The organism is Herbaspirillum sp. NPDC101397, from assembly GCF_044767325.1.
In the GTDB taxonomy this organism is placed as follows: Bacteria; Pseudomonadota; Gammaproteobacteria; order Burkholderiales; family Burkholderiaceae_D; genus Herbaspirillum.
The window spans coordinates 417,532-439,806 of sequence record NZ_JBIWNS010000002.1 but is presented as its reverse complement, the minus strand read 5'-3'; the positions used below and the strand labels follow the sequence as shown (position 1 = coordinate 439,806).

The following is a 22,275-nucleotide window of genomic DNA, read 5'->3' as shown; positions in this document are numbered from 1 at the left end:
CTTCTTCGTGATTTTGATTGTTTTCTCTTGCTTACTTTTCTAAAACCCATGCAGGGCTTGTCCCGTACCCAGTTGCGTGATTTGTTCCGGTTCGCCGCCAAGCGGCTGAGCGACGATCGCCTGCCGCAGGTGGCGGGCAGCCTGACGTTTACCACCATCCTGTCGCTGGTGCCGCTGCTGACCATTGCGCTGGCGATCTTCACCGCCTTCCCGCTGTTCAGCACGTTCCGCTCGGCGCTGGAGGCGTATTTCGTCCAGAGCCTGATGCCCAAGGGCGTGGCCAGCACCATCCTCGGCTACTTGAACCAGTTTTCGTCCAAGTCGGCGCGCCTGTCGGCGGTCGGCGGCGTGGCGCTGATCCTGACGTCGGTGCTGACGATGGCGACCATCGACCGGGTGTTCAACCAGATCTGGCGTGTCAAGAAGTCGCGTCCTTTGTTGCAGCGCATCCTGGTGTACTGGGCCATCATCACGCTGGGCCCTTTGCTGATCGGGATTTCCATCAGCGTGACCTCGTATCTGTATTCCGCCACCAACGGCGTGGTCACCAGCGTGCCGTTCATCGGCGCCAGTTTTTACACGCTGATTTCGGTGCTGCTGACCACCAGCGCATTCACGCTGCTGTACATCGCCGTGCCCAACCAGTGGGTCGACTGGCGCGACGCCGTCTGGGGCGGCTTGCTGGCGGGCGTGGGGGTGGAAATCGCCAAGCGCCTGTTCGCCAGCTATGTCATGAAATTCCCGACCTACACGATGGTGTACGGCACCGTGGCGGCCTTGCCGATTTTCCTGTTGTGGATTTACATGCTGTGGATGATCACGCTGGTGGGCGCTTTGGTGACCGCTGCGCTACCGATCGTGCGCTATGAGCGCTGGTGGCATGTGGCGTCGCCAGGCAGCGAGTTCATCGACGCCATGAAAGTGCTCAAGATCCTGCATGAAGCGCGCGCCAACGGCGAGTCGGCCAAGGTCGACGCCGGCTTGCTGCGCACTCGTACGCAACTGGGGCTGGAAGAATTGCAGACCTTGCTGCAGAAGATGCTGGAAGCCGGCTGGGTCGGTTCGCTCAAGGGCGATGCCCCACGCCGTTCCGCCTGGAACAAGCGCCTGGCCGATGGCTTGGACCGCTGGACGCTGTTGATCAACCCGGAATCGCTGAAGCTGGTGGATGTGTATCGGCTGTTCGTGTTCGACAGCGCCACCCATGCCGGCGAAGACCAGCAACTGGTCAATCGTGTTGAAGGCGCGGTGTCGCTGGTGCTGGACCAGACGCTGGCGTCTTACTTCTCCGAAGGTGCGCAGGCGCCGGATTTGCGGGAAGTCAGCCCGGTGACCTTGACGGCGGTTGAGTGACTTCCCGCCCGGCGGCGTTCAGAACGATATTTGCCCGGTCAATAGCTGCCAGTACATCACCCAGTCGCCCATGAAGGAATACAGCGGCTGGCGAAAACTGGCCGGGCGGTTCTTCTCGAAGCGAAAATGGCCTACCCAGGCAAAGCCGTAGCCGCACAGGACCGCCGCAGCCAGCCACCAGAAACTGTGCGTCAGCAGCAACATGCCCAGGCACAGCAGCGCCAGCGTCGAACCGGCGAAATGCAACTCGCGGCAGGTACGGTTGGCATGTTCGCTGAGATAGCTCGGGTAGAACTCGTCAAAGCTGGTGTATTTGTCATGATGCAGAACGGTCGGCATACAGATCTCCCTGTGTTCTTGTCATTTCAGGGTAGGCCTTGACGACGGCGGAATCAATGAAAAAATTTCATTTTCGTCATCGCATTGCGATTGTCGGCCGTCGCCAAACCTCGTACCATGCATATACCGCCATTGTTTGTGGATTTTTGCCCTCGCATGGGCTACATTCCGGACAGGAGCCCGACGCTCCATGGCTACAATAACTTAAGGATGACACCATGAAAGTCTCTGAAATTCTTAAAGTCAAAGGCAACATTCTCTTCACCGTGACCCCTGACACGCCGATTGCGGATGCCGTAGACGCGATGGCCGAGAAAGACATTGGCTCCCTGGTTGTCATGGAATTCGGCGAGCTGGTCGGCATGCTGACCTTCCGCGAAGTCCTCAAGACGCTGCAGGACAATAAAGGCTCGGTCGGAACGAGCAGCGTGCGCAAGCACATGGATGACCATCCGATCACCGTCACGCCCGACACCGACCTCAACGAAGTGCGTCGCATCATGCTTGAAAAGCATGCGCGTTACGTGCCGGTCATGGATGCCAAGACGCTGCTGGGCGTGATGTCGTTCTACGACGTCGCCAAGGCCGTGCTGGATGCGCAAGGCTTCGAGAACAAGATGCTCAAAGCCTATATCCGCGACTGGCCGGCGGAAGAAGAGAATAGCTGAGTTGCGCGCAGGCGGTGCGGCCCATGCATGAGCCGCAAGCCGCTGAACGCCAGATAAACCGTTCATGTAGTCATGAACGGTTTTTTGTTGTCCGCGTACTTGCTTCCCTGTGCGCGCATTCGATCCCCCTCCAGATTTCGTTCATCTTTACTCCATGAGTCAATCCAATCAGTTTTCCCTGCTCGGTCAACGCCGTTTCGCACCATTCTTCTGGACCCAGTTCCTCGGCGCGCTCAACGACAACGTGTTCAAGACGGCGCTGCTGACCATCCTGACCTATGACGCGCTGAGCTGGACTACCATCGATACGGGCCTGCTTAACAACCTGATCCCGGGTTTGTTCATCCTGCCGTTCTTCCTGTTTTCGGCGACCGCCGGGCAGCTGGCCGACAAGATGGAAAAAGGCCGGCTGGCGCGCTACGTCAAGCTGCTGGAAATCGCCATCATGGGCATCGCCGCCTACGGCTGGATGACGCATCACCTGTGGTTGCTGGTGGTGGCAGTGGCCGGCATGGGCGTGCATTCGACCATCTTCGGGCCGGTCAAGTACGCCTATTTACCGCAGCAGCTCAAACCGCAGGAACTGATCGGCGGCAACGGCGTGATCGAAATGGGCACCTTCGTCGGCATCCTGCTGGGCGAAGTGATCGGCGCCGTGCTGGTGGTGCACAAGCCGTTCGGGCTGGAAATGGTGGCGGTGATCACGATCGGTTTCGCCGTGCTCGGCTGGCTGGCCAGCCTGGGCATTCCCAATTCGCCGGCGCCGGCGCCTGATCTCAAGATCAACTGGAACCCGTTCACGGAGATGGTGCGCAACCTCGGTTTTTCTCGCCGCAACCGTCCGGTGTTCCTGTCGATCCTCGGCAATTCGTGGTTCTGGTTTTACGGCGCCATCGTGCTGGCGCAATTCCCGCTGTATGCGAAAAATTACCTGCATGGCGATCACAGCGTGTTTGTGCTGTTGCTGATGGTGTTTTCGGTCGGCATCGGCATCGGTTCGCTGCTATGCGAGCGCCTCTCCGGCCACAAGGTGGAGATCGGCCTGGTGCCGTTCGGTGCAATCGGCTTGTCGGTGTTCGGTCTTGAACTTTACTTCGCCAGCGTCAGCTACACTGCCACGGCTGCAGTCGACATGACCGGTTTCCTGGCGCAGCACGGCAGCCTGCGCATCCTGTTCGACTGCGCGATGATCGGCGTGTTCGGCGGTTTGTACATCGTGCCGCTGTTTGCGCTGATCCAGACGCGCTGCGATCCCGAACACGTTTCGCGCACCATCGCCGGCATGAACATCATGAACTCGCTGTTCATGGTGGTGGCGGCTTTACTGGCCATGGTGCTGCTGCGCTCTGGCTTCACGATCCCGCAGATTTTCCTGATCACGGCGATCCTCAACGCGCTGGTGGCGACCTACATCTTCTCGCTGGTGCCGGAATTCCTGATGCGCTTCCTGGCGTGGATGCTGATCCACACCATCCATCGCGTACGCACCGTCAACGCCGACCTGATTCCCAAGCACGGCGCGGCGGTGCTGGTGTGCAACCACGTCAGCTATGTCGACGCCATCGTGATCATGGCGGCCAGCCCACGTCCGATCCGCTTCGTCATGGATCACCGGATTTTCAGGACGCCGATCTTGTCCTGGATCTTCCGCACCGCCAAGGCGATTCCGATTGCGCCCGCGAAGGAGGATCCTTGGTTGATGGAAAAGGCCTACGTCGACATCGCCCAGGCGCTGCATGAAGGCGACCTGGTCTGCATCTTCCCGGAAGGCAAGCTGACCAGCACCGGCGAGATCAACGAATTCAAGGGCGGCATCAAGAAAATCATCGACCGTACGCCGGTGCAGGTTTTCCCGCTGGCCCTGCGCGGTTTGTGGGGCAGCCTGCTGACGCGCGGCGCCGGCAATCCTTTCCATCGCTCGTTCAAGCGCGGTCTGTTTTCACGCCTGGAACTGGCGGTCGGCGAGCCGATTCCGGCGCAGCAGGCGACGCCGGAATACCTGCAGCAGCGCGTGAGCGAACTGCGCGGGGAGTGGAAGTAGTCACCACACTGGTAAAATTCGATTTCAGATCATTTAAAAGCAGAGCTTCGTTATGTCCGGCAATACCCTTGGCACGCTGTTTACCGTTACCACCTTCGGCGAATCCCATGGCCCGGCCATTGGTTGCGTGATCGACGGCTGCCCGCCGGGAATGGAGCTCTCCGAAGCCGACATCCAGCCTGAACTGGACCGCCGCAAGCCCGGCACCTCGCGCCACGTCACCCAGCGCCAAGAGCCGGATACGGTCGAAATCCTGTCCGGCGTGTTCGAAGGCAAAACTACCGGCACGCCGATCGCACTGCTGATCCGCAACCAGGACCAGCGCAGCAAGGATTACGGCAATATCCTTGATACTTTCCGTCCCGGCCATGCCGACTACACCTACTGGCACAAGTACGGCATCCGCGATCCGCGCGGCGGCGGCCGTTCCTCGGCGCGCCTGACCGCCCCCGTGGTCGGCGCGGCGGCGGTGGCCAAGAAATGGCTGTTCGAGAAATACGGCACCACCTTCAAGGGCTGCATGAGCCAGCTCGGCGACATCGCCATTCCGTTCGAATCCTGGGAGCACGTGCGCGAGAATCCTTTCTTCGCCGCCAATGCGACCGTCATTGCGCAACTGGAAGAGTACATGGACGCCTTGCGCAAGGCCGGCGACTCTTGCGGCGCGCGTATCGACGTGGTGGCGCAGAATGTCCCGGTCGGACTGGGCGAGCCGATTTACGACAAGCTCGACGCCGAGATTGCTTTTGCCCTGATGGGCATCAACGCCGTCAAGGGCGTGGAAATCGGCGCCGGCTTCAGGTCGGTGTCGCAAAAAGGGACCGAGCACGGCGACGCGCTCACCCCTGATGGTTTCGTCGGCAACAACGCCGGCGGCATCCTGGGCGGCATTTCGACCGGCCAGGACATTACCGCATCGATCGCCATCAAGCCGACCTCGAGCATCCGTTCGCCGCGTCCGTCGATCGACAAGGCCGGCCACGCCACCGACGTCGAAACCCACGGTCGCCACGATCCCTGCGTTGGCATTCGCGCCACGCCCATCGCCGAAGCCATGCTGGCCTTGGTGTTGATGGATCACGCCCTGCGCCATCGTGCGCAATGCGGCGACGTGCATGTGACGACGCCGCAGATCGCCGCCCAGAAATAAATCGAATTCCAATAAATTTGCCGCACTTTTTCCGCGGCAGGCAGAACCGAGTTGTCGTGCGCGGGTCGAACGATCCGCAAGCATGGGGAGGCATTGCGTCCACGACAACGATGCGCGGCAACGCTGCAGCATCGGCCTGGCCGGACAATATTTTCCCCGTATTCTTATCTTTCACGAGGGGATGACATGGGCCGCCAAATTCTGCAAGCATTGCATCGACAACAATTCCTGCCGCGACTGCTGATTGCGGCGACCGCACTGGCGCTGACCGCCTGCGAAAGCGTACAGACCACCCAAGGCGGCGCCGTTGGCGTGACCCGTTCGCAAAGCATGGCCTTGTCCGCGCAGGAAATCGACAACGCCGCCGTCAAGGAATACGCCCAGGTGCTCGACGAGCAAAAGAAGAAGGGCGCGCTGAACCAGAATGCCGCCCAGGTGCGCCGCGTGCGCGCCATCGCCGATCGGCTGATCCCGCAAACGGTGGCGTTCCGCCCCGACGCCGCCAAGTGGAAATGGGAAGTCAACGTCATCACCTCGCCGGAAGCCAATGCCTGGTGCATGCCCGGCGGCAAGATCGCTGTCTACACCGGCCTGATCGAAAAACTCAAGATCACCGACGACGAGCTGGCCGCTGTGATGGGCCATGAAATCTCCCACGCCTTGCGCGAGCATGCGCGCGAACGCGCCTCCGAGCAGGCCGTGACCGGCTCGCTGATTTCCATCGGTTCGTCCATCCTCGGCGTTGGCGAACTCGGCCAGCAGGGCGCACAGTACGCCTACATGGGCCTGGTCGGCCTGCCCAATTCACGCACCCACGAAACCGAAGCCGACCGCATGGGCGTGGAACTCGCCGCCCGCGCCGGTTACGACCCGCGCGCCGCAATTTCCCTGTGGCAAAAAATGGGGCAGGTCGGCGGCAGCGAACCGATGAAATTCATGTCCACGCATCCGTCGCGCGACGACCGCATCAGCGATCTGACCGTGTATTCGCAACGCGTGATGCCGCTCTACGAGCAAACTAAAAAAACACGCTGAAAACCTGTCCACGATCGTACTGCGAGGCCATGATCCGGCGTCGGGCGGTGCTCGGAATCCTCATGTGCTCAAGCACATTCCTAGGATTACTTCCATGAGCTGCGCTCCGGCCGCCACCGGCTGATGGCCTCTCGCTACAGATCGTGAACAGGTTTCGAAGCAAAGCGTTGTCCGAGCGCCGCCAAAACCACATTGCGGCCTCGGAAAAGGCGTGTTTATGGCATAATCAAAGGCTCATTTCAACGACTTGCGTAGCCTTCACACGCCCGCATCATCATGCTCAAGACGCTATACGACAAACTTTGGGAATCTCACGTTGTTCATGCTGAACAAGACGGAACGGCCATTTTGTACATTGACCGTCACCTATTGCATGAAGTGACCAGCCCGCAAGCATTTGAAGGCCTCAAGCTGGCCGGCCGCCAGCCATGGCGCAACGCCGCCAATCTGGTGGTGGCCGACCACAATGTACCGACCACCAACCGCGCCAACGGCATCTCCGATCCGATCTCGCGCCTGCAGGTCGAGACGCTGGACGCCAACGCCAAGGAATACGGTCTGACCTATTTTGGCATGAACGACAAGCGCCAGGGCATCGTGCACGTCATCGGGCCTGAGCAAGGTGCGACGCTGCCCGGCATGACCGTGGTCTGCGGCGACTCGCATACGTCCACGCACGGCGCTTTCGCCTGTCTGGCGCACGGCATCGGCACCTCCGAAGTCGAACACGTGCTGGCGACGCAAACGCTGCTGGCCAAGAAGTCCAAGTCCATGCTGGTTCAGGTCGACGGTGCCTTGCCGAACGGTGTGACCGCAAAAGACATCGTCCTGGCCGTAATCGGCAAGATCGGCACCGCAGGCGGCACCGGCTACGCGATCGAATTCGCCGGTTCGACCATGCGCGCGCTGACCATGGAAGGCCGCATGACGGTCTGCAACATGGCCATCGAGGCCGGCGCGCGCGCCGGCATGATCGCGGTTGACGACACTACCATCAATTATCTCAAGGGCCGTCCGTTCTCGCCTGCGGGTCCGCACTGGGAGCGCGCCGTGACGTACTGGCGCACGCTGCATTCCGATCCGGGCGCCAAGTTCGACATGGTCGTGACATTGAACGCCACCGAGATCAAGCCGCAAGTGACCTGGGGCACATCGCCGGAAATGGTGACGGCCATCGACAGCCGCGTGCCGGATCCGGACAAGGAAAAAGACGCCACCAAGCGCGACGGCATGGAAAAGGCCTTGGCCTACATGGCGTTGAAGCCCAATACCCCGATCGAAGACATTCGCATCGACAAAGTGTTCATCGGCTCCTGCACCAACTCGCGCATTGAAGATCTCCGTGAAGCGGCAGCGGTGGTGCGCGGCAAGTTCCGCGCGTCCAACGTCAAGCTGGCGATGGTGGTGCCGGGCTCCGGCCTGGTCAAGGAACAGGCCGAGCGCGAAGGCCTGGACAAGATTTTCCGCGATGCCGGTTTTGAATGGCGCGAGCCTGGCTGTTCGATGTGTCTGGCGATGAACGCCGACCGTCTGGAGCCGGGTGAGCGTTGCGCATCGACGTCCAACCGCAACTTCGAAGGACGTCAGGGCGCCGGCGGCCGTACTCACCTGGTGAGCCCGGCAATGGCGGCTGCAGCAGGTATCGCAGGGCATTTCGTTGATGTACGTTCTTTGTAAATAAAACTACCTTGGTGAACTCATGAAAAAAATAATCGCTTTGGCCGCACTGGCTGTTTCCATCCTGACACTGACCGCATGCAACACCGTGCGCGGATTCGGTGAAGATGTCTCGCACGTCGGCGACAAGATGCAGGACGCGAGCAAGAAGTAATAACGCAGGTGGCGGCAGCCGGTGCGTTGCATCACTGTCGCTGATTCGTTTTGTTGAGATAAAAGAAATCGGCTGATCCGGATTGCCGCATGGTGCGGCGATCCATCATCGATAAAAGTGCCATGAATAAATTTATTGTCCATGATGGTCTGGTTGCTCCGCTTGATCGCGCCAACGTCGATACCGACGCGATCATTCCCAAGCAATTCCTGAAATCGATCCAACGCAGCGGCTTCGGTCCGAACCTGTTCGACGAATGGCGTTACCTGGATCACGGCGAACCGGGCATGGACAATTCCAAGCGCCCGCTGAATCCGGATTTCGTGCTGAATCAGGCGCGCTACCAAGGTGCATCGATCCTGCTGGCGCGCAAGAATTTCGGTTGCGGCTCCTCGCGCGAACATGCGCCGTGGGCGCTGGATCAATTCGGTTTCCGCGCAGTGATTGCGCCGAGCTTTGCCGATATTTTCTTCAACAATTGCTTCAAGAACGGCTTGCTGCCGATCGTGCTGCCGGAGCAGCAGATCGACCGCCTGTTTGATGAAGTGAAGGCATTCCCGGGCTTCCGCCTGATCATTGACCTGGAAAAACAGGTCATTACTACCGCCAATGGCAGTCAGACTTATCCGTTTGAAGTCGGCGAATTCCGCAAGTATTGCTTGCTCAACGGCCTGGATGACATCGGTCTGACATTACGCCAAGCGGACAAAATCCGCGCTTTTGAAGAGCGTCACCTGTTCGATCAACCTTGGCTGGCCAACACCATCTGAGCACGAGGTTAAGTACATTCGCGCAGGTTTCTGAAGTTTCCGATTAGCCGGATGTCCCGCCGCACGGTCGTCACGATTGGTGCGGGCGCGACAGCTGGCTTTACCATTTTCCAAGACTAGAAGACGACGACATGAAGATTGCAATTTTGCCAGGCGACGGCATCGGTCCCGAGATTATTGAACAAGCGGTGCGCGTGCTCGATACACTGGGCGAAAAGTTTGAAATGGAAACTGCGCCGGTCGGCGGCGCAGGTTACGAAGCACACGGCCATCCGCTGCCGGACGGCACGCTGAAGCTGGCCAAGGAAGCCGATGCGATTCTGTTCGGCGCCGTCGGTGACTGGAAGTACGACACGCTGGATCGTCCGCTGCGCCCTGAGCAAGCCATCCTGGGCCTGCGCAAGCATCTGCAGCTGTTTGCCAATTTCCGTCCTGCAATCTGCTATCCGGAACTGACCGGGGCCTCCTCGCTGAAGCCTGAACTGGTGGCCGGCCTGGACATCCTGATCGTGCGCGAACTGAACGGCGACATCTATTTCGGCCAGCCGCGCGGCATGCGTGAAGCGCCGGACGGCCCGTTCAAGGGCGCGCGCGAAGGTTTCGACACCATGCGTTACAGCGAGCCGGAAATCCGCCGCATCGCCCATGTTGCGTTCCAGGCTGCGGCCAAGCGCGGCAACCGCCTGTGCAGCGTCGACAAGGCCAACGTGCTGGAAACATTCCAGTTCTGGAAAGACATCGTCACCGACGTGCACAAGGAATATCCGCAAGTCGAACTGACCCACATGTACGTGGACAATGCCGCGATGCAACTGGTGAAGGCGCCGAAGAATTTCGACGTCATCGTGACCGGGAACATGTTCGGCGACATCCTGTCGGATGCAGCAGCCATGCTGACCGGTTCGATCGGCATGTTGCCGTCGGCCTCGCTGGACGCCAACAACAAGGGTTTGTACGAACCGTCGCACGGTTCGGCTCCGGATATCGCCGGCAAGGGCATCGCCAATCCGCTGGCGACCATCTTGTCTGCTGCCATGATGCTGCGTTTCTCGCTGAACAAGGCGGAGCAGGCTGATCGCATTGAAGCGGCGGTGAAGAAAGTCCTTGCACAAGGCTATCGCACCGGCGATATTTATGAAGAGGGCACTACCAAGGTCGGCACCAAGGAAATGGGCGACGCAGTCGTCAAAGCATTGGGTTGATTGAGGTAGTGGTTTTTTTAACGTTGTAGTTCATTGATTATGGAAGTTCATAAATAGGGAAAGATGATGAAACTGGTTGGTTTAGTAGGCTGGCGTGGAATGGTGGGTTCGGTCCTGATGCAACGCATGCAGGACGAGGGTGATTTCGATCACATCGAACCGGTATTTTTTTCGACCTCGAATGCAGGCGGTAAAGCTCCGTCGTTCGCCAAAACGGCAACGACGCTGAAAGACGCCAACAGCATTGACGAGCTGAAAAAATGCGACATCATTATTACCGCGCAGGGCGGCGACTACACCACCGAGATCTTTCCCAAGCTGCGTGCAGCCGGCTGGAACGGTTTCTGGATTGATGCGGCGTCGACCCTGCGCATGAAGGACGACGCCGTGATCGTGCTCGATCCGGTCAATGACAATGTCATTCGCGACGCGCTGGCCAAGGGCGTCAAGAATTACATCGGCGGCAATTGCACCAACTCCATCCTGCTGATGGGCGTGGGCGGCCTGTTCAAGGAAGGCCTGGTCGAGTGGGTCAGCTCGATGACCTACCAGGCGGCTTCCGGCGGCGGCGCCAACCACATGCGCGAGCTGTTGAAGGGCATGGGCGTGATCAATGCGGCCGTGGCGGAAGAGCTGGCGACGCCGTCGTCGGCGATTCTGGACATCGACCGCAAAGTTGCCAAGACCATCCGCGAAGACGTGCCGACCGAATACTTCGGCGCGCCGTTGGCCGGCGGCCTGATCCCGTGGATCGACGCGCAGCTGGAAAACGGCCAGTCCAAGGAAGAGTGGAAGGGCCAGGCCGAAGTCAACAAGATCCTCGGCAACGAAACGCCGATTCCGGTCGACGGCCTGTGCGTGCGCATCGGTGCGATGCGTTGCCATAGCCTGGCATTGACCATCAAGCTCAAGCGCGACCTGCCGCTGGCGGACATCGAATCCATCATCCGTGCGGGTAACCAATGGGTGAAATGGGTGCCGAACGATCGCGCCATCACGGTCAAGGAACTGACCCCGGCATCGATCACCGGCAGCCTGGAAATCGGCGTCGGCCGCGTGCGCAAGCTGAACCAGGGACCGGAATACATTTCCGCGTTCGTGATCGGCGATCAATTGCTGTGGGGCGCGGCCGAGCCGCTGCGCCGCATGCTGCGCATCATCCTCGGCAAATGATTGAGGACGGGGCGAAGGGATTTTCTTTCGTTCCGTTGTCAATTTGCAACGCTAACCCGTCAAACATTCCTTCCCCGGAATGCTGACGGGTTTTGACCATCTTGAGAACTTGGTTACACTTGCAGGCCTAAGTTCTTGATGATATGTTGAAAATCAGAATTTATCTCATCCACGTCAATAAACCGGTAGTAACGACAGGGCTGGTCAAATCCATTGCTTAATGGCAAGTTGGACGGCTTTTGTTGGCTTATCGAATTTTTACTTGTCATTGATGAAATGAACTTTGGTCTTCAGGCCTTCTTTAACGGAACGTCTACCTCACCATACAAACATGCCTCTACATACTGATAACAAGTTTCCGCTGTCCCGCCTGAAAAAACTGAGCGCTGCCGTCACCTTGGCAGTCATCCTGCCGATGGGAGCGCACGCCGCCGGGCTCGGCAAGCTGACCGTATTGTCGGCGCTGGGCCAGCCGCTGCGCGCGGAAATCGAGTTGACTTCAGTATCGAAAGAGGAAGAAGGCTCGCTGGTGGCCCGATTGGCATCGGCCGACGCTTTCCGCAAGGCCAACATCGATTTCAATCCGGTCTTGTCGTCGCTGCGTTTTTCCGTCGAACAGCGCCAGGGCCGGCAACTGATTCGCATCAGTTCTGCGCAGGCGCTCAACGAGCCCTTCGTCGATCTGCTGCTGGAGTTGAGCGGCGGTGGTACGCGCCTGGTACGCGAGTACACCTTCTTGCTCGATCCGCCTGACATGCGCAAGCCTCAGGCTGCGCAATCCGCGCCGGCAACGCCGTCCGCAGCAGCGCCGGCTGTCGCCAAGCCTGCCGCCGCCGCTGCCACTACTGCCACGCCAGCCGCAAAACCTGCGGCGGCCGCACCGGCGGCTCCTGCCGCCGCACCCGCCGCTTCGACATCGTCCGCCGCCGCGAATAACAGCGACGACGAGCCGGTGTCGAGCATCGTCACCAAATCCGCACCGTCGCCGCTGGCTGAAGAACTCATCCGCAACGGCCGGAGCAGCGAGCAGGCCGGCCTGACCAACGCGCCGGTGCCTGCGGCAGTGGCTGCCAAAACCGCACCACAGCCTGCTGCCCCCAATACCGACGCCAAGTCCGAAGAAGGCGTTCCTGCTGCTGGCGGCAAGCGCGGCAAGGGCGCTGCAGCGACTGCAGCAGCCAAGCCTGAAGGTAAGGCCGGCGACAAGACTTATCGCGTCAAGGAAGGCGACACGCTGGCGGACATCGCCAATCGCACCAGGGACAACACCGTGTCGCTGGATCAGATGCTGATCGCGCTGTACCGTGCCAATCCCGACGCCTTCATCGGTGACAACATCAACCGCCTGCGCGCAGGCCGCGTGCTGTCGGTGCCTGATGCCGCAGCTGCCGGGGCGGTCGACAAGGGCGAGGCGCGCACCACCGTGGTGGCGCAGGCACAGGATTTCAACGCTTACCGCAACAAGTTGGCAGGCCAGGTCGCCAGCGGTCCGGCCCGCAAAGCCAACGACGCCAAGCAAAGCGGCGGCGGCAAAGTGACCGCACGTGTGGAAGAAAAATCTTCCAGCAACGAAGCCCGCGACCGCTTGCAATTATCCAAGGCCGGCGCGGGAGCGAAAGATCGCGCCGCTGCTGAAAAAGCTGCAGCCGAAGACAAGATCGCCGCAGACAAGGCGATCGCCGAAGCCAACGACCGCGTCAAGGCGCTGGAGAAAAACGTCAGCGATCTGCAGAAGCTGTTGGAAATCAAGAACAAGACGCTGGCCGAAATGAGCGAGCAGCAGAAGGCAGCCGCCGCCAAGCCGGAAACTCCGGCTGCAGCACCTGCAGCTGCGGAAGTGAAGCCGGAGGCCAAACCGGAAGAAAAGCCGGCCGAAGCAACACCGGCACCAACGCCAACGCCAGAACCTGCCAAGCCGGAAGCGGCTCCCGCTCCTGCAGCCGCTCCGGCCGCAGCAAAGCCCAAAATCGCCGTGGTCCCGGGCCCGGTTGCCACCGCCAGTTTCTTTGACCGCATTCAAGACAATCCTTTCGTGTTGCCGGGCGCCGGCGCACTGGTCGCCTTGCTGGCGGCGTGGGGTGTAGTACGCGTGCGCAACAACAAGAAAAAGGCTGCCGCAGCCGCAGCAAGTGATCCCGAACAGGAGGATGAGCCGGCACCGGCGCCCAAGGAAACGCCACCTGCAGTTGAAGCCGCAGCAGTAGCGGCAGCTGCCGCCATTCCGGAAGCGGAAGAGCCCGTTCCCGAACCTGTTGCGATTGTTGAAGAGCCGGTGGCGGCGCCAGTCGTCGAAGAGCCGGAAATCGACGCCGTCGATCCGATCGAAGAAGCGGACATGTACATTTCCTTCGGCCGCGAAGAGCAGGCTGAAGACATCCTGCAACTGGCGCTGAAATCCGATCCGAATCGCCAGGCGATCCGCAACAAGCTGCTGGAAATCTATGCGAAGCGCCAGGACGTCGACGCCTTCAATGACGTTGCCAAGGAAATGCACGCCGGCACCGGCGGCAGCGGCGAGGAGTGGGAGAAAGCCGCAGCCCTGGGCATCGTGCTGGATCCGACCAATCCGTTGTACGGAGCCGTTATCGAAGAAGAGATCGCGCCTGCGGAAGAACCGGCGCCAGCCGAGCCGGAGCCCGACCAGGGCCTGGAATTCGACCTGGACGACTTCAAGGGCGCCGAAATCCAGCCGGGCACAACGCCGCCGGCCGACATTGGCAGCAAGATCGATTTCGACCTCGAGCTTGACAGCGGCGTCAAGTCGGAGGAAGAGGAGAAGCCTGCACCGGCCGCTCCTGTACTCAATGATATCGACCTGGATTTGCCTCCGCCGGAAACCCCGAAGCCGGTCGATGTGCTGGAAGACGACGAATCCGCATTCACCGCCGAAATGTCGACCAAGCTGGACCTGGCTGCGGCCTACCAGGAAATCGGCGACAAGGAAGGCGCCCGCGAATTGCTCGAGGAAGTCATCCGCGGCGGCAATGACGCCCAGATCGCGCGCGCCCGCGACATGTTGTCCAAGCTGTCCTGAACCTGGCAAGCCGGATGTCCGGAAACGGACGAGACGGGCGTCGGCAGCGACGCCCGTTTGCATTTGTTAAGCTGTTGAATCCGTTATAAATCGATCGACCCAGGCAGAACGCTGCAAAGCGACTGCCCCAACTTGCCGACTGCTGTGACCGAAACACTTTTTTCCGCCGAAGACCCTGCCGCCACGGCGCAATCGCGTCCATCGTCCACATCGTCCACTTTGCATCGCATCGTGCTCGGCATCCAGTACGACGGCAACTCCTGGCAGGGCTGGCAGACCCAGCCGCACGGGCTCACCGTACAGGACAAGCTGGAAACCGCACTCAGGAAATTCACGCTGACCGACATCGACACCACCTGCGCGGGACGCACCGATTCCGGCGTGCACGCGCTGGAACAAGTGGTGCATTTCGACACCGCCATTGCCCGCGAAACAGCTTCGTGGGTGCGTGGCGTGAATGCCTTCCTGCCGCCGTCGATTGCCGTGCGCTGGGCCTGCGAAGTGCCGTTGGAAGAAGGCTCCGCAGGCAACCCGGGGGAACGCGAAGACGGCTTTCATGCCCGTTTCAGCGCTACCGCACGTACTTATCACTATGTCCTGTACAACCATCCGGTACGTTCGCCGCTGCTGGCGGGCAAGGCTGGCTGGACCTTCCGTCCGCTCGACGTCGGCCTGATGCAGCAAGGTGCGGATTACCTGGTGGGCATGCATGATTTTTCGAGTTTTCGTGCGGTGGAGTGCCAGGCCAAGTCGCCGGTGCGCACGATGGAGTCGCTGCAGGTGCGCCGCCACGGCGACATGATCGTCTTCACGCTCAAGGCCAATGCCTTTTTGCATCACATGGTGCGCAACATCGTCGGTTCGCTGATTTATGTCGGCAACGGCAGGCAGCAACCGCAATGGATCGCCGAGGTGCTGGCGCAAAAAGATCGTGGCTGCGCGGCGCCGACTTTTATGCCGGACGGCCTGTATCTCGCCAAAGTGGACTATCCCTCACGCTGGCAACTGCCACAGGAAGCCGCCGTCTGGCCCTGGCTGTAGCCGGCGGGCCCGATCGGTTAGACTAGACGTCTTGTTATCCTTCACCGCCGCTCCCATTTAGCCATCATGTCCAGGACCAGAATCAAGATTTGCGGCTTGACCCGCGTTGAAGACGTTGTTGCCGCCGTTGCGGCCGGCGCCGATGCGATCGGCTTCGTGTTTTACGCCAAGAGCCCGCGCTACGTCACGGCCGAGGCCGCTGCGCAACTGATTTTCACCGCGCCGCCGTTCGTCTCGACCGTAGGCCTGTTCGTCAACGCCTCGGTGGAGGAGGTCGCCGCCGTCCTGCAGCAGGCGCCGTTGTCGCTGTTGCAATTCCACGGCGACGAGACGCCGGAACAGTGCGCCGCCATTGCCGCTGCGGTAAAACGGCCGTTCATCCGCGCAGCGCGTATCGGAAGCTCGACCACGCCTGCGGATTTGATAAAATACGAACAGGATTATCGTTCCGCCAGTCCCTATTTCACGGGACTCTTGCTCGACACCCTGGTCGAACAATACGGCGGCAGCGGAAAGGTTTTCGATTGGTCTCTCATTCCAGAAGAACTCGCGCCTCGGGTCGTTTTAAGTGGTGGCTTGAGCGTACAAAACGCGACTGACGCGGTGCAGCGCGTGCGCCCGCACGCCGTCGACATCAGCAGCGGTGTCGAACAAGCCAAAGGCATCAAGGATGCCGCCAAGATCGCCGCTTTCATCGAAGCGGTGCGCCAAGCGGACAACATCTGAGCGATTGCCGTCTCATCCCGCATCGAACAGCAGAGGAATTGAAATGAAAGAATTGAACCCGCTCGGGAGTTTTTCCGAGCGCCAGCCCGTTGGTACCACTGCCGCCGCAGCCTTGCACCAGACTGCACCCTACAACCTGCCCGACGCGCGCGGCCATTTCGGCCAGTACGGCGGCAGTTTCGTCTCGGAAACCCTGACGCACGCCCTGAACGAATTGCGCGACGCCTATGCGCATTACCAGCACGACGAACAGTTTCTGGCCGAATTCCATACCGAACTGAAGCACTTCGTCGGCCGTCCGAGCCCGGTCTACCACGCCAAGCGCTGGTCCGAACTGGCCGGCGGCGCGCAGATCTATTTCAAACGCGAAGATCTCAACCACACCGGCGCCCACAAGATCAACAACGTCATCGGTCAGGCCTTGCTGGCCAAGCGCATGGGCAAGAAGCGCATCATCGCCGAAACCGGCGCCGGCCAGCACGGCGTGGCGACCGCGACGATCTGCGCGCGTTTCGGCATGGAATGCATCGTCTACATGGGCAGCGAAGACGTCAAACGTCAGTTGCAGAACGTCTACCGCATGAATTTGCTGGGCGCGACAGTGGTGCCGGTCGAATCCGGTTCCAAGACGCTCAAGGACGCACTCAACGAAGCAATGCGCGACTGGGTCACCAACGTCGAAAGCACGTTCTACATCATCGGCACCGTGGCGGGCCCGCATCCGTATCCGATGATGGTGCGCGACTTCCAGTCGGTGATCGGCAACGAATGTATCGTGCAAATGCCGGAGATCGCCAGCCGTCAGCCGGATTATGTGGTGGCTGCCGTGGGCGGCGGCTCCAATGCGATGGGGATTTTCTATCCCTACATCGATTACCAGGACGTCAAGCTGGTCGGCGTCGAAGCCGCCGGCGACGGCCTCGACAGCGGCCGCCATTCGGCTTCGCTGACGCGGGGTTCGCCCGGCGTGCTGCATGGCAACCGCACCTATCTGCTGCAGGATGAGAACGGCCAGATCATCGAGACCCATTCGGTTTCGGCCGGCCTTGATTATCCCGGCGTCGGCCCGGAACATTCCTGGTTGAAAGACAGCGGCCGCGCCAGCTATGAATGCATCACCGACGACGAGGCGCTGGCGGCTTTCAACACCTGCTGCCGCATCGAAGGCATCATTCCTGCGCTGGAATCGAGCCATGCGCTGGCCTATGCAGCCAAGCTGGCGGCGACCTTGCCGAAAGACAAGATCGTGCTGGCGAACCTGTCCGGCCGCGGCGACAAGGACATGCATACGGTCCAGCAGCGCCAGGGTTAAGCAGTCTCAAAATTTCTCAGCATTAAAAGGCGCCAGCCGCATGCGAGCAACGAAGCCTCAATCCGTTGCTCGCACGGCGCAAAAATAAAACCGTGCTGGCCGAATCGACGAAACAACACATTCCAATACCATGTCCCGTATCCAATCCACTTTCTCCGCGCTGGCGGCCGCCAACAAGAAGGCGCTGGTCACCTTCATCACCGCCGGCGATCCGGCCCCGGACCTGACCGTGCCGCTGCTGCACGCGCTGGTCGCCGGCGGCGTCGATATTCTTGAACTCGGGGTGCCGTTTTCCGATCCTATGGCAGAGGGTCCGGTCATTCAGCGCGCCTGCGAGCGCGCCCTGAAATTCAACGTCAGCACGCGCGACGTGCTGGGTTACGTGCGCGAGTTTCGCCGGACCAACACCACCACGCCGGTGGTGCTGATGGGCTATGCCAACCCGATCGAGCATTTCGGCGTGGATGCCTTCATTGCCGCGGCGAAAGAAGCGGGCGTGGACGGCACCATCGTGGTGGACTATCCGCCCGAAGAGTGCGAAGAGTTTTCGCAAAAGATGCAGGCGCAGGGTCTCGATCCGATCTTCCTGCTGGCGCCGACCTCGACCGAGGAACGCATCATGCAGGTCGCCAAGGTCAGCAGCGGCTTCTGCTATTACGTTTCGCTCAAGGGTGTGACCGGCGCCGGCAACATCGACACCGTGGAAGTAGCGGCGCGCATTGCAGCTATCCGCAAGTACGTCAAACTACCGATCGGCGTCGGTTTCGGCATCCGCGACGGCGCCACGGCCAAAGCGGTGAGCGAGGTGGCTGACGCCGTTGTCATCGGTAGCCGCATCATCCAGGAACTGGAAAATACGCCGCGCGAGCGCGCAACCGAAGCGGTGCAAGCCTTCGTGGCGGACATCCGCAAGGCGCTCGACGCCTGATCCGGCACGGGCTGCTGCAGGGCTTTCTGCAAGTGGAAACTTGCAGAAAAGCAAACAAAACACGATCCACGGCTGTGCGCGTTGGCCTCTGGTACAATGCGCCACCGGAAATTAAATGAGGTTTCTATGAGCTGGCTAGAGAAATTACTCCCGCCTCAAATTCAACGTAGCGATTCCGCAAGCCGGAAGTCGATACCCGAAGGTTTATGGGTCAAGTGCCCGTCCTGCGAAGCGGTACTCTATCGTACCGATCTGGAATCCAATCTCCACGTTTGCCCCAAGTGCAGCCACCACATGCGCATCCGCGCCCGTGCGCGCCTGGATTCGCTGCTCGACGAAGGCGGCCGTTATGAAATCGGCCAGGAGACCCTGCCGGTCGACACGCTCAAGTTCAAAGACAGCAAGAAATATCCTGACCGTCTGAAAGACGCGCTGGAATCCACCGGTGAAACCGATGCCATGATCGTCATGGGCGGCGCCATCATGACCCTGCCGGTCGTGGTTGCCTGCTTCGAATTCGAATTCATGGGTGGTTCCATGGGCTCCGTGGTCGGTGAACGTTTCACCCGCGGCGCGCAAATGGCGCTGGAGCAAAAAGTCCCGTTCATCTGCATCACCGCCACCGGCGGCGCGCGCATGCAGGAAGGCTTGTTGTCATTGATGCAAATGGCCAAGACCACTTCCATGCTGACCAAGCTGGCGGAAAAGAAGTTGCCGTTCATCAGCGTGCTGACCGATCCGACCATGGGCGGCGTGTCGGCATCGTTCGCCTTCATGGGCGACGTCGTGATGGCCGAACCGAAGGCGCTGATCGGCTTCGCCGGACCGCGCGTGATCGAGAACACCGTGCGTGAAAAGCTGCCTGAAGGCTTCCAGCGTTCCGAGTTCCTGGTGACCAAGGGCGCCATCGACATGATCGTCGATCGCCGCAAGATGCGCGAAGAAATCGCACGCCTGCTGGCGCTGCTGCAAAATCAGGCGGCCGAAACCGTTTCCTGATCGCGACGCTGCAGACAGACCCGAACTTGTCGTCATTCAACGCAAGTTCGGGTTTTTGCTTTTAAGTCGATCATTGCGTCCCCGGCGGCGCAGAGTCGGTTCAGCTCCATCTCAGGCTCATTTCAGCTTCATATCAGCTTCATATCAGATACACCGCAGGCTCATCCATGCAAGCGCAAGCAAAACCTTCCACCCTGGCCGAATGGCTGACCCTTCTTGAAACCCGTCACACCAAGTCCATCGATATGGGCCTGGAGCGCGTCGGCAAAGTCAAGGAGCAGCTCGACATCCGTTTTGATTGTCCCGTGATCACCGTGGCCGGCACCAACGGCAAGGGTTCCACCTGCGCCATGCTGGAATCGATCCTGATGCGCGCGGGCTATCGCGTGGGTTTGTACATCAAGCCGCATTTCCTGCATTTCAACGAGCGTGCCCGGATCGAGGGCATCCCTGCATCCGACGCTGCGCTGATTGCGGCATTCGAGGCGGTGGAAGAAAAGCGCGGCGACATTTCGCTGACCTATTTCGAGTTCACCACGCTGGCGATCATGAAGCTGCTGGCCGATGCAAAGATGGACGTCGTCATCCTTGAAGTGGGCCTGGGCGGGCGTCTGGACGCGGTCAACGTGATCGACGCTGACGTCGGCATCGTCACCAGCATCGACATTGACCACACCGAATACCTCGGTACCACGCGGGAGGAGATCGGCTTCGAGAAAGCCGGTATTTTCCGCGCCGGCAAGACCGCCATCTGCGGCGATCCGATGCCGCCGCAGTCGCTGATCAAGCACGCCGAAGCGATCGGCGCCGACCTCTGGCTGATGGGGCGCGACTTCAACTACCAGGGCGACAAGCAGCAGTGGGCCTACGGCGGCCGTGCGCAACGCCGCAATTCGCTGGCCTATCCGAGCCTGCGCGGCGCCAACCAGTTGTTGAATGCTTCCGCTGCGCTGGCCGCGCTGGAAGCCTTGCGCGACCTTTTGCCCATTGGCGCCCAGGAAGTGCGCACCGGGCTGGCCACGGTTGAGTTGCCGGGGCGTTTCCAGGTCTTGCCGGGACAGCCGCTGGTGGTCCTCGACGTCGCCCACAACCCGCACGCCGCCGCCACGCTGGCGCAAAACCTCGACAACATGGGTTTCCATCCCTACACCTATGCCGTGTTCGGTTCGATGCTCGACAAGGACATCGAAGGCGTGATCAGCCAACTCAAGGGCAAGATCGATCACTGGTGCGTCACGGACCTGCCGCTGCCGCGCGCTGCTACGGCGCAGCAATTGAAGGACAAATTGCTGGAAGCGGGCGTCGAGCCGGAATTCAAGCCTGACGCGGCCTGCACCATAAAAACCTTCGAATCGCCTGCTGCTGCATTCGCAAATGCGCAAAGCCGGGCTACCGAGAATGATAGAATTGTGGTTTTCGGATCCTTCCTGACCGTAGGCGGTGTCATGAAAGCACGCAAGCCGGAATTGCATTGATTTCCAGCACTGAGTTCGCGCCGTTTGCGCTGCATGTTCAGCGATCTTCGGTATTTGTTGCACCTACGCATTTTTCAGACTACCTAACTTAAATCAGCATGGGCTTGTTCTCGTTTTTTCGTAAAAACAAGCAGGAATCTGCTTCCGGCCAGGGCGAATTCCTCTCGCGTTCCGCAGGAGGCGACCCGGCGGCGCAAAATAGTCGCGGCGGCCGTAGTGCCGGGAACGCACGCAAGTCCGGTAAGGCCGGCAAAGACGAGTCTGTCGATCCGGTTCTGCCCGAAAAGAAACGCGCACGCCGTCGACTGATCGGCGCAGTGGCGCTGGTGCTGGCGGTGGTTATCGTGTTGCCGATGATCCTCGATTCCGAGCCGCGCCCGCTGGCTGACGATATTGCCATTCAGATACCTTCCAAGGACGGCAAAGATGCCGCCAAGGATGCCGTTGCTTCGTCGGCTGCGGCCGACAAATCCAAGGCCGCTGCTGAGCCGAAAGAAGAATTCGTCGACCCCGCCACCATGAACGCCGGCGTCGAAAAGCCGGCGATTGCGCCAGGCGCGTCGGCAATGCCGTCCGGTCCGGCCAATGCTCCGCTGGCGCAAGTCGCCAAACCGGCAACCCCGACGCCGCCGGTCGTGGTGGAGAAGCCCATTGAAAAGCCGGCTGCCAAGCCTGAAGTTAAAGCTGAAGTTAAAGCTGATTCTAAAGCCGACGTTAAAGACAGCAAGGCCGCCGCCAAACCAGCCGAACACAAAGACGATCACAAGAAGGACGTGAAGGAAGCCGGCAAGCCGAAGGCTGCGGACAAGCCTGATGACGCTGCGCGCGCGCTGGCGATCCTGGAGGGCAAGCCTGCCGCCGCCGACAAGAAACCCGCGCCGACGCCCGCTGCAGGCGGCAAGTTCGTGATCCAGGTAGCTGCGTTGGCGACGCAGGAAAAAATTGATGAACTGCGCGGCAAGCTCAACGGTGCAGGCATCAAGTCGTACACGCAAAAAGTGGCGACGCAATCGGGCGACCGCACGCGCATCCGCGTCGGCCCGTTTGCCAGCCGCGACGAAGCCGACAAGATGCGCGCCAAGATCAACAAGCTTGGCCTGAACGCCACGGTCGTGCCGGCTTGAATTTGATGGCATCCGGTCGCATATTGCTCATGTTGCCTGTGTTGTTGCCCGCTTCATCGTTTAATTCTTCGCCG

General features: G+C 60.3%; 19 protein-coding genes. 18 read left to right on the top strand and 1 reads right to left on the bottom strand.

What is annotated here, in order from left to right; translation table 11 throughout:
- Nucleotides 1–48 precede the first annotated feature (48 nt).
- Entirely contained in the window at nucleotides 49–1,353 is a 1,305-nt protein-coding gene (locus tag ACIROW_RS06795) for a YihY family inner membrane protein (protein WP_402273333.1), read from the top strand.
- 18 nt (nucleotides 1,354–1,371) lie between these two features.
- On the opposite strand, the gene ACIROW_RS06790 is transcribed toward ACIROW_RS06795, so the two are convergent.
- Nucleotides 1,372–1,692 carry an Mpo1-like protein gene (locus tag ACIROW_RS06790; protein ID WP_402273330.1) on the bottom strand — a complete coding sequence of 107 codons (321 nt, stop codon included), beginning with the start codon at nucleotides 1,690–1,692 and terminating at the stop codon, nucleotides 1,372–1,374.
- A gap of 218 nt (nucleotides 1,693–1,910) precedes the next feature.
- Here ACIROW_RS06790 and ACIROW_RS06785 point away from each other — a divergent pair, with 218 nt between their 5' ends.
- The 17 genes from ACIROW_RS06785 (at nucleotide 1,911) to ACIROW_RS06705 (ending at nucleotide 22,201) form a co-directional block, all read left to right on the top strand.
- Nucleotides 1,911–2,360 carry a CBS domain-containing protein gene (locus ACIROW_RS06785; RefSeq protein WP_016833438.1) on the top strand — a complete coding sequence of 150 codons (450 nt, stop codon included), beginning with the start codon at nucleotides 1,911–1,913 and terminating at the stop codon, nucleotides 2,358–2,360.
- 154 nt (nucleotides 2,361–2,514) lie between these two features.
- The gene (locus tag ACIROW_RS06780; RefSeq protein ID WP_402273326.1) at nucleotides 2,515–4,401 is read left to right on the top strand and encodes an MFS transporter; all 1,887 of its coding nucleotides are present in this window, start codon (nucleotides 2,515–2,517) and stop codon (nucleotides 4,399–4,401) included.
- Nucleotides 4,402–4,453: 52 nt separating this feature from the next.
- Nucleotides 4,454–5,551 carry a chorismate synthase gene (gene aroC, locus ACIROW_RS06775; RefSeq protein WP_402273324.1) on the top strand — a complete coding sequence of 366 codons (1,098 nt, stop codon included), beginning with the start codon at nucleotides 4,454–4,456 and terminating at the stop codon, nucleotides 5,549–5,551.
- 186 nt (nucleotides 5,552–5,737) lie between these two features.
- Complete coding sequence (locus tag ACIROW_RS06770) at nucleotides 5,738–6,586, top strand: M48 family metallopeptidase (RefSeq protein ID WP_402273322.1); 849 nt, start codon at nucleotides 5,738–5,740, stop codon at nucleotides 6,584–6,586.
- Nucleotides 6,587–6,862: 276 nt separating this feature from the next.
- Nucleotides 6,863–8,263, top strand: a complete 1,401-nt coding sequence (gene leuC, locus ACIROW_RS06765) for a 3-isopropylmalate dehydratase large subunit (RefSeq protein ID WP_402273320.1) — start codon at nucleotides 6,863–6,865, stop codon at nucleotides 8,261–8,263.
- 22 nt (nucleotides 8,264–8,285) lie between these two features.
- On the top strand, nucleotides 8,286–8,417 hold the full coding sequence (locus ACIROW_RS06760; protein ID WP_116433625.1) for an entericidin A/B family lipoprotein: 132 nt from the start codon (nucleotides 8,286–8,288) through the stop codon (nucleotides 8,415–8,417).
- 122 nt (nucleotides 8,418–8,539) lie between these two features.
- A complete protein-coding gene (gene leuD / locus ACIROW_RS06755) occupies nucleotides 8,540–9,187 on the top strand; it encodes a 3-isopropylmalate dehydratase small subunit (protein WP_402273317.1) in 648 nt (215 codons plus the stop codon).
- Between the two features lie 131 nt (nucleotides 9,188–9,318).
- A complete protein-coding gene (gene leuB / locus ACIROW_RS06750) occupies nucleotides 9,319–10,389 on the top strand; it encodes a 3-isopropylmalate dehydrogenase (RefSeq protein ID WP_053196629.1) in 1,071 nt (356 codons plus the stop codon).
- 66 nt (nucleotides 10,390–10,455) lie between these two features.
- Nucleotides 10,456–11,562: an aspartate-semialdehyde dehydrogenase gene (asd, locus tag ACIROW_RS06745; protein ID WP_402273314.1), complete on the top strand. Its 1,107-nt coding sequence runs from the start codon at nucleotides 10,456–10,458 to the stop codon at nucleotides 11,560–11,562.
- Nucleotides 11,563–11,893: 331 nt separating this feature from the next.
- A complete protein-coding gene (locus tag ACIROW_RS06740) occupies nucleotides 11,894–14,596 on the top strand; it encodes a FimV/HubP family polar landmark protein (RefSeq protein ID WP_402273311.1) in 2,703 nt (900 codons plus the stop codon).
- A gap of 219 nt (nucleotides 14,597–14,815) precedes the next feature.
- Nucleotides 14,816–15,637 (top strand): tRNA pseudouridine(38-40) synthase TruA, encoded by an 822-nt coding sequence (gene truA, locus ACIROW_RS06735; RefSeq protein WP_402273842.1) that lies wholly within the window; start codon nucleotides 14,816–14,818, stop codon nucleotides 15,635–15,637.
- A 63-nt stretch (nucleotides 15,638–15,700) separates the two neighbouring features.
- Entirely contained in the window at nucleotides 15,701–16,363 is a 663-nt protein-coding gene (locus ACIROW_RS06730) for a phosphoribosylanthranilate isomerase (RefSeq protein WP_402273839.1), read from the top strand.
- A 43-nt stretch (nucleotides 16,364–16,406) separates the two neighbouring features.
- Nucleotides 16,407–17,675 (top strand): tryptophan synthase subunit beta, encoded by a 1,269-nt coding sequence (gene trpB, locus ACIROW_RS06725; RefSeq protein WP_402273309.1) that lies wholly within the window; start codon nucleotides 16,407–16,409, stop codon nucleotides 17,673–17,675.
- Nucleotides 17,676–17,805: 130 nt separating this feature from the next.
- Nucleotides 17,806–18,603, top strand: coding sequence for a tryptophan synthase subunit alpha (gene trpA / locus ACIROW_RS06720; RefSeq protein WP_402273307.1), 798 nt, complete (start codon nucleotides 17,806–17,808; stop codon nucleotides 18,601–18,603).
- A gap of 126 nt (nucleotides 18,604–18,729) precedes the next feature.
- Nucleotides 18,730–19,602 carry an acetyl-CoA carboxylase, carboxyltransferase subunit beta gene (accD, locus tag ACIROW_RS06715; protein ID WP_402273305.1) on the top strand — a complete coding sequence of 291 codons (873 nt, stop codon included), beginning with the start codon at nucleotides 18,730–18,732 and terminating at the stop codon, nucleotides 19,600–19,602.
- A 167-nt stretch (nucleotides 19,603–19,769) separates the two neighbouring features.
- Nucleotides 19,770–21,077 carry a bifunctional tetrahydrofolate synthase/dihydrofolate synthase gene (folC, locus tag ACIROW_RS06710; protein ID WP_402273302.1) on the top strand — a complete coding sequence of 436 codons (1,308 nt, stop codon included), beginning with the start codon at nucleotides 19,770–19,772 and terminating at the stop codon, nucleotides 21,075–21,077.
- Between the two features lie 98 nt (nucleotides 21,078–21,175).
- Complete coding sequence (locus ACIROW_RS06705) at nucleotides 21,176–22,201, top strand: SPOR domain-containing protein (protein ID WP_402273300.1); 1,026 nt, start codon at nucleotides 21,176–21,178, stop codon at nucleotides 22,199–22,201.
- The last annotated feature ends 74 nt before the right edge of the window (nucleotides 22,202–22,275 follow it).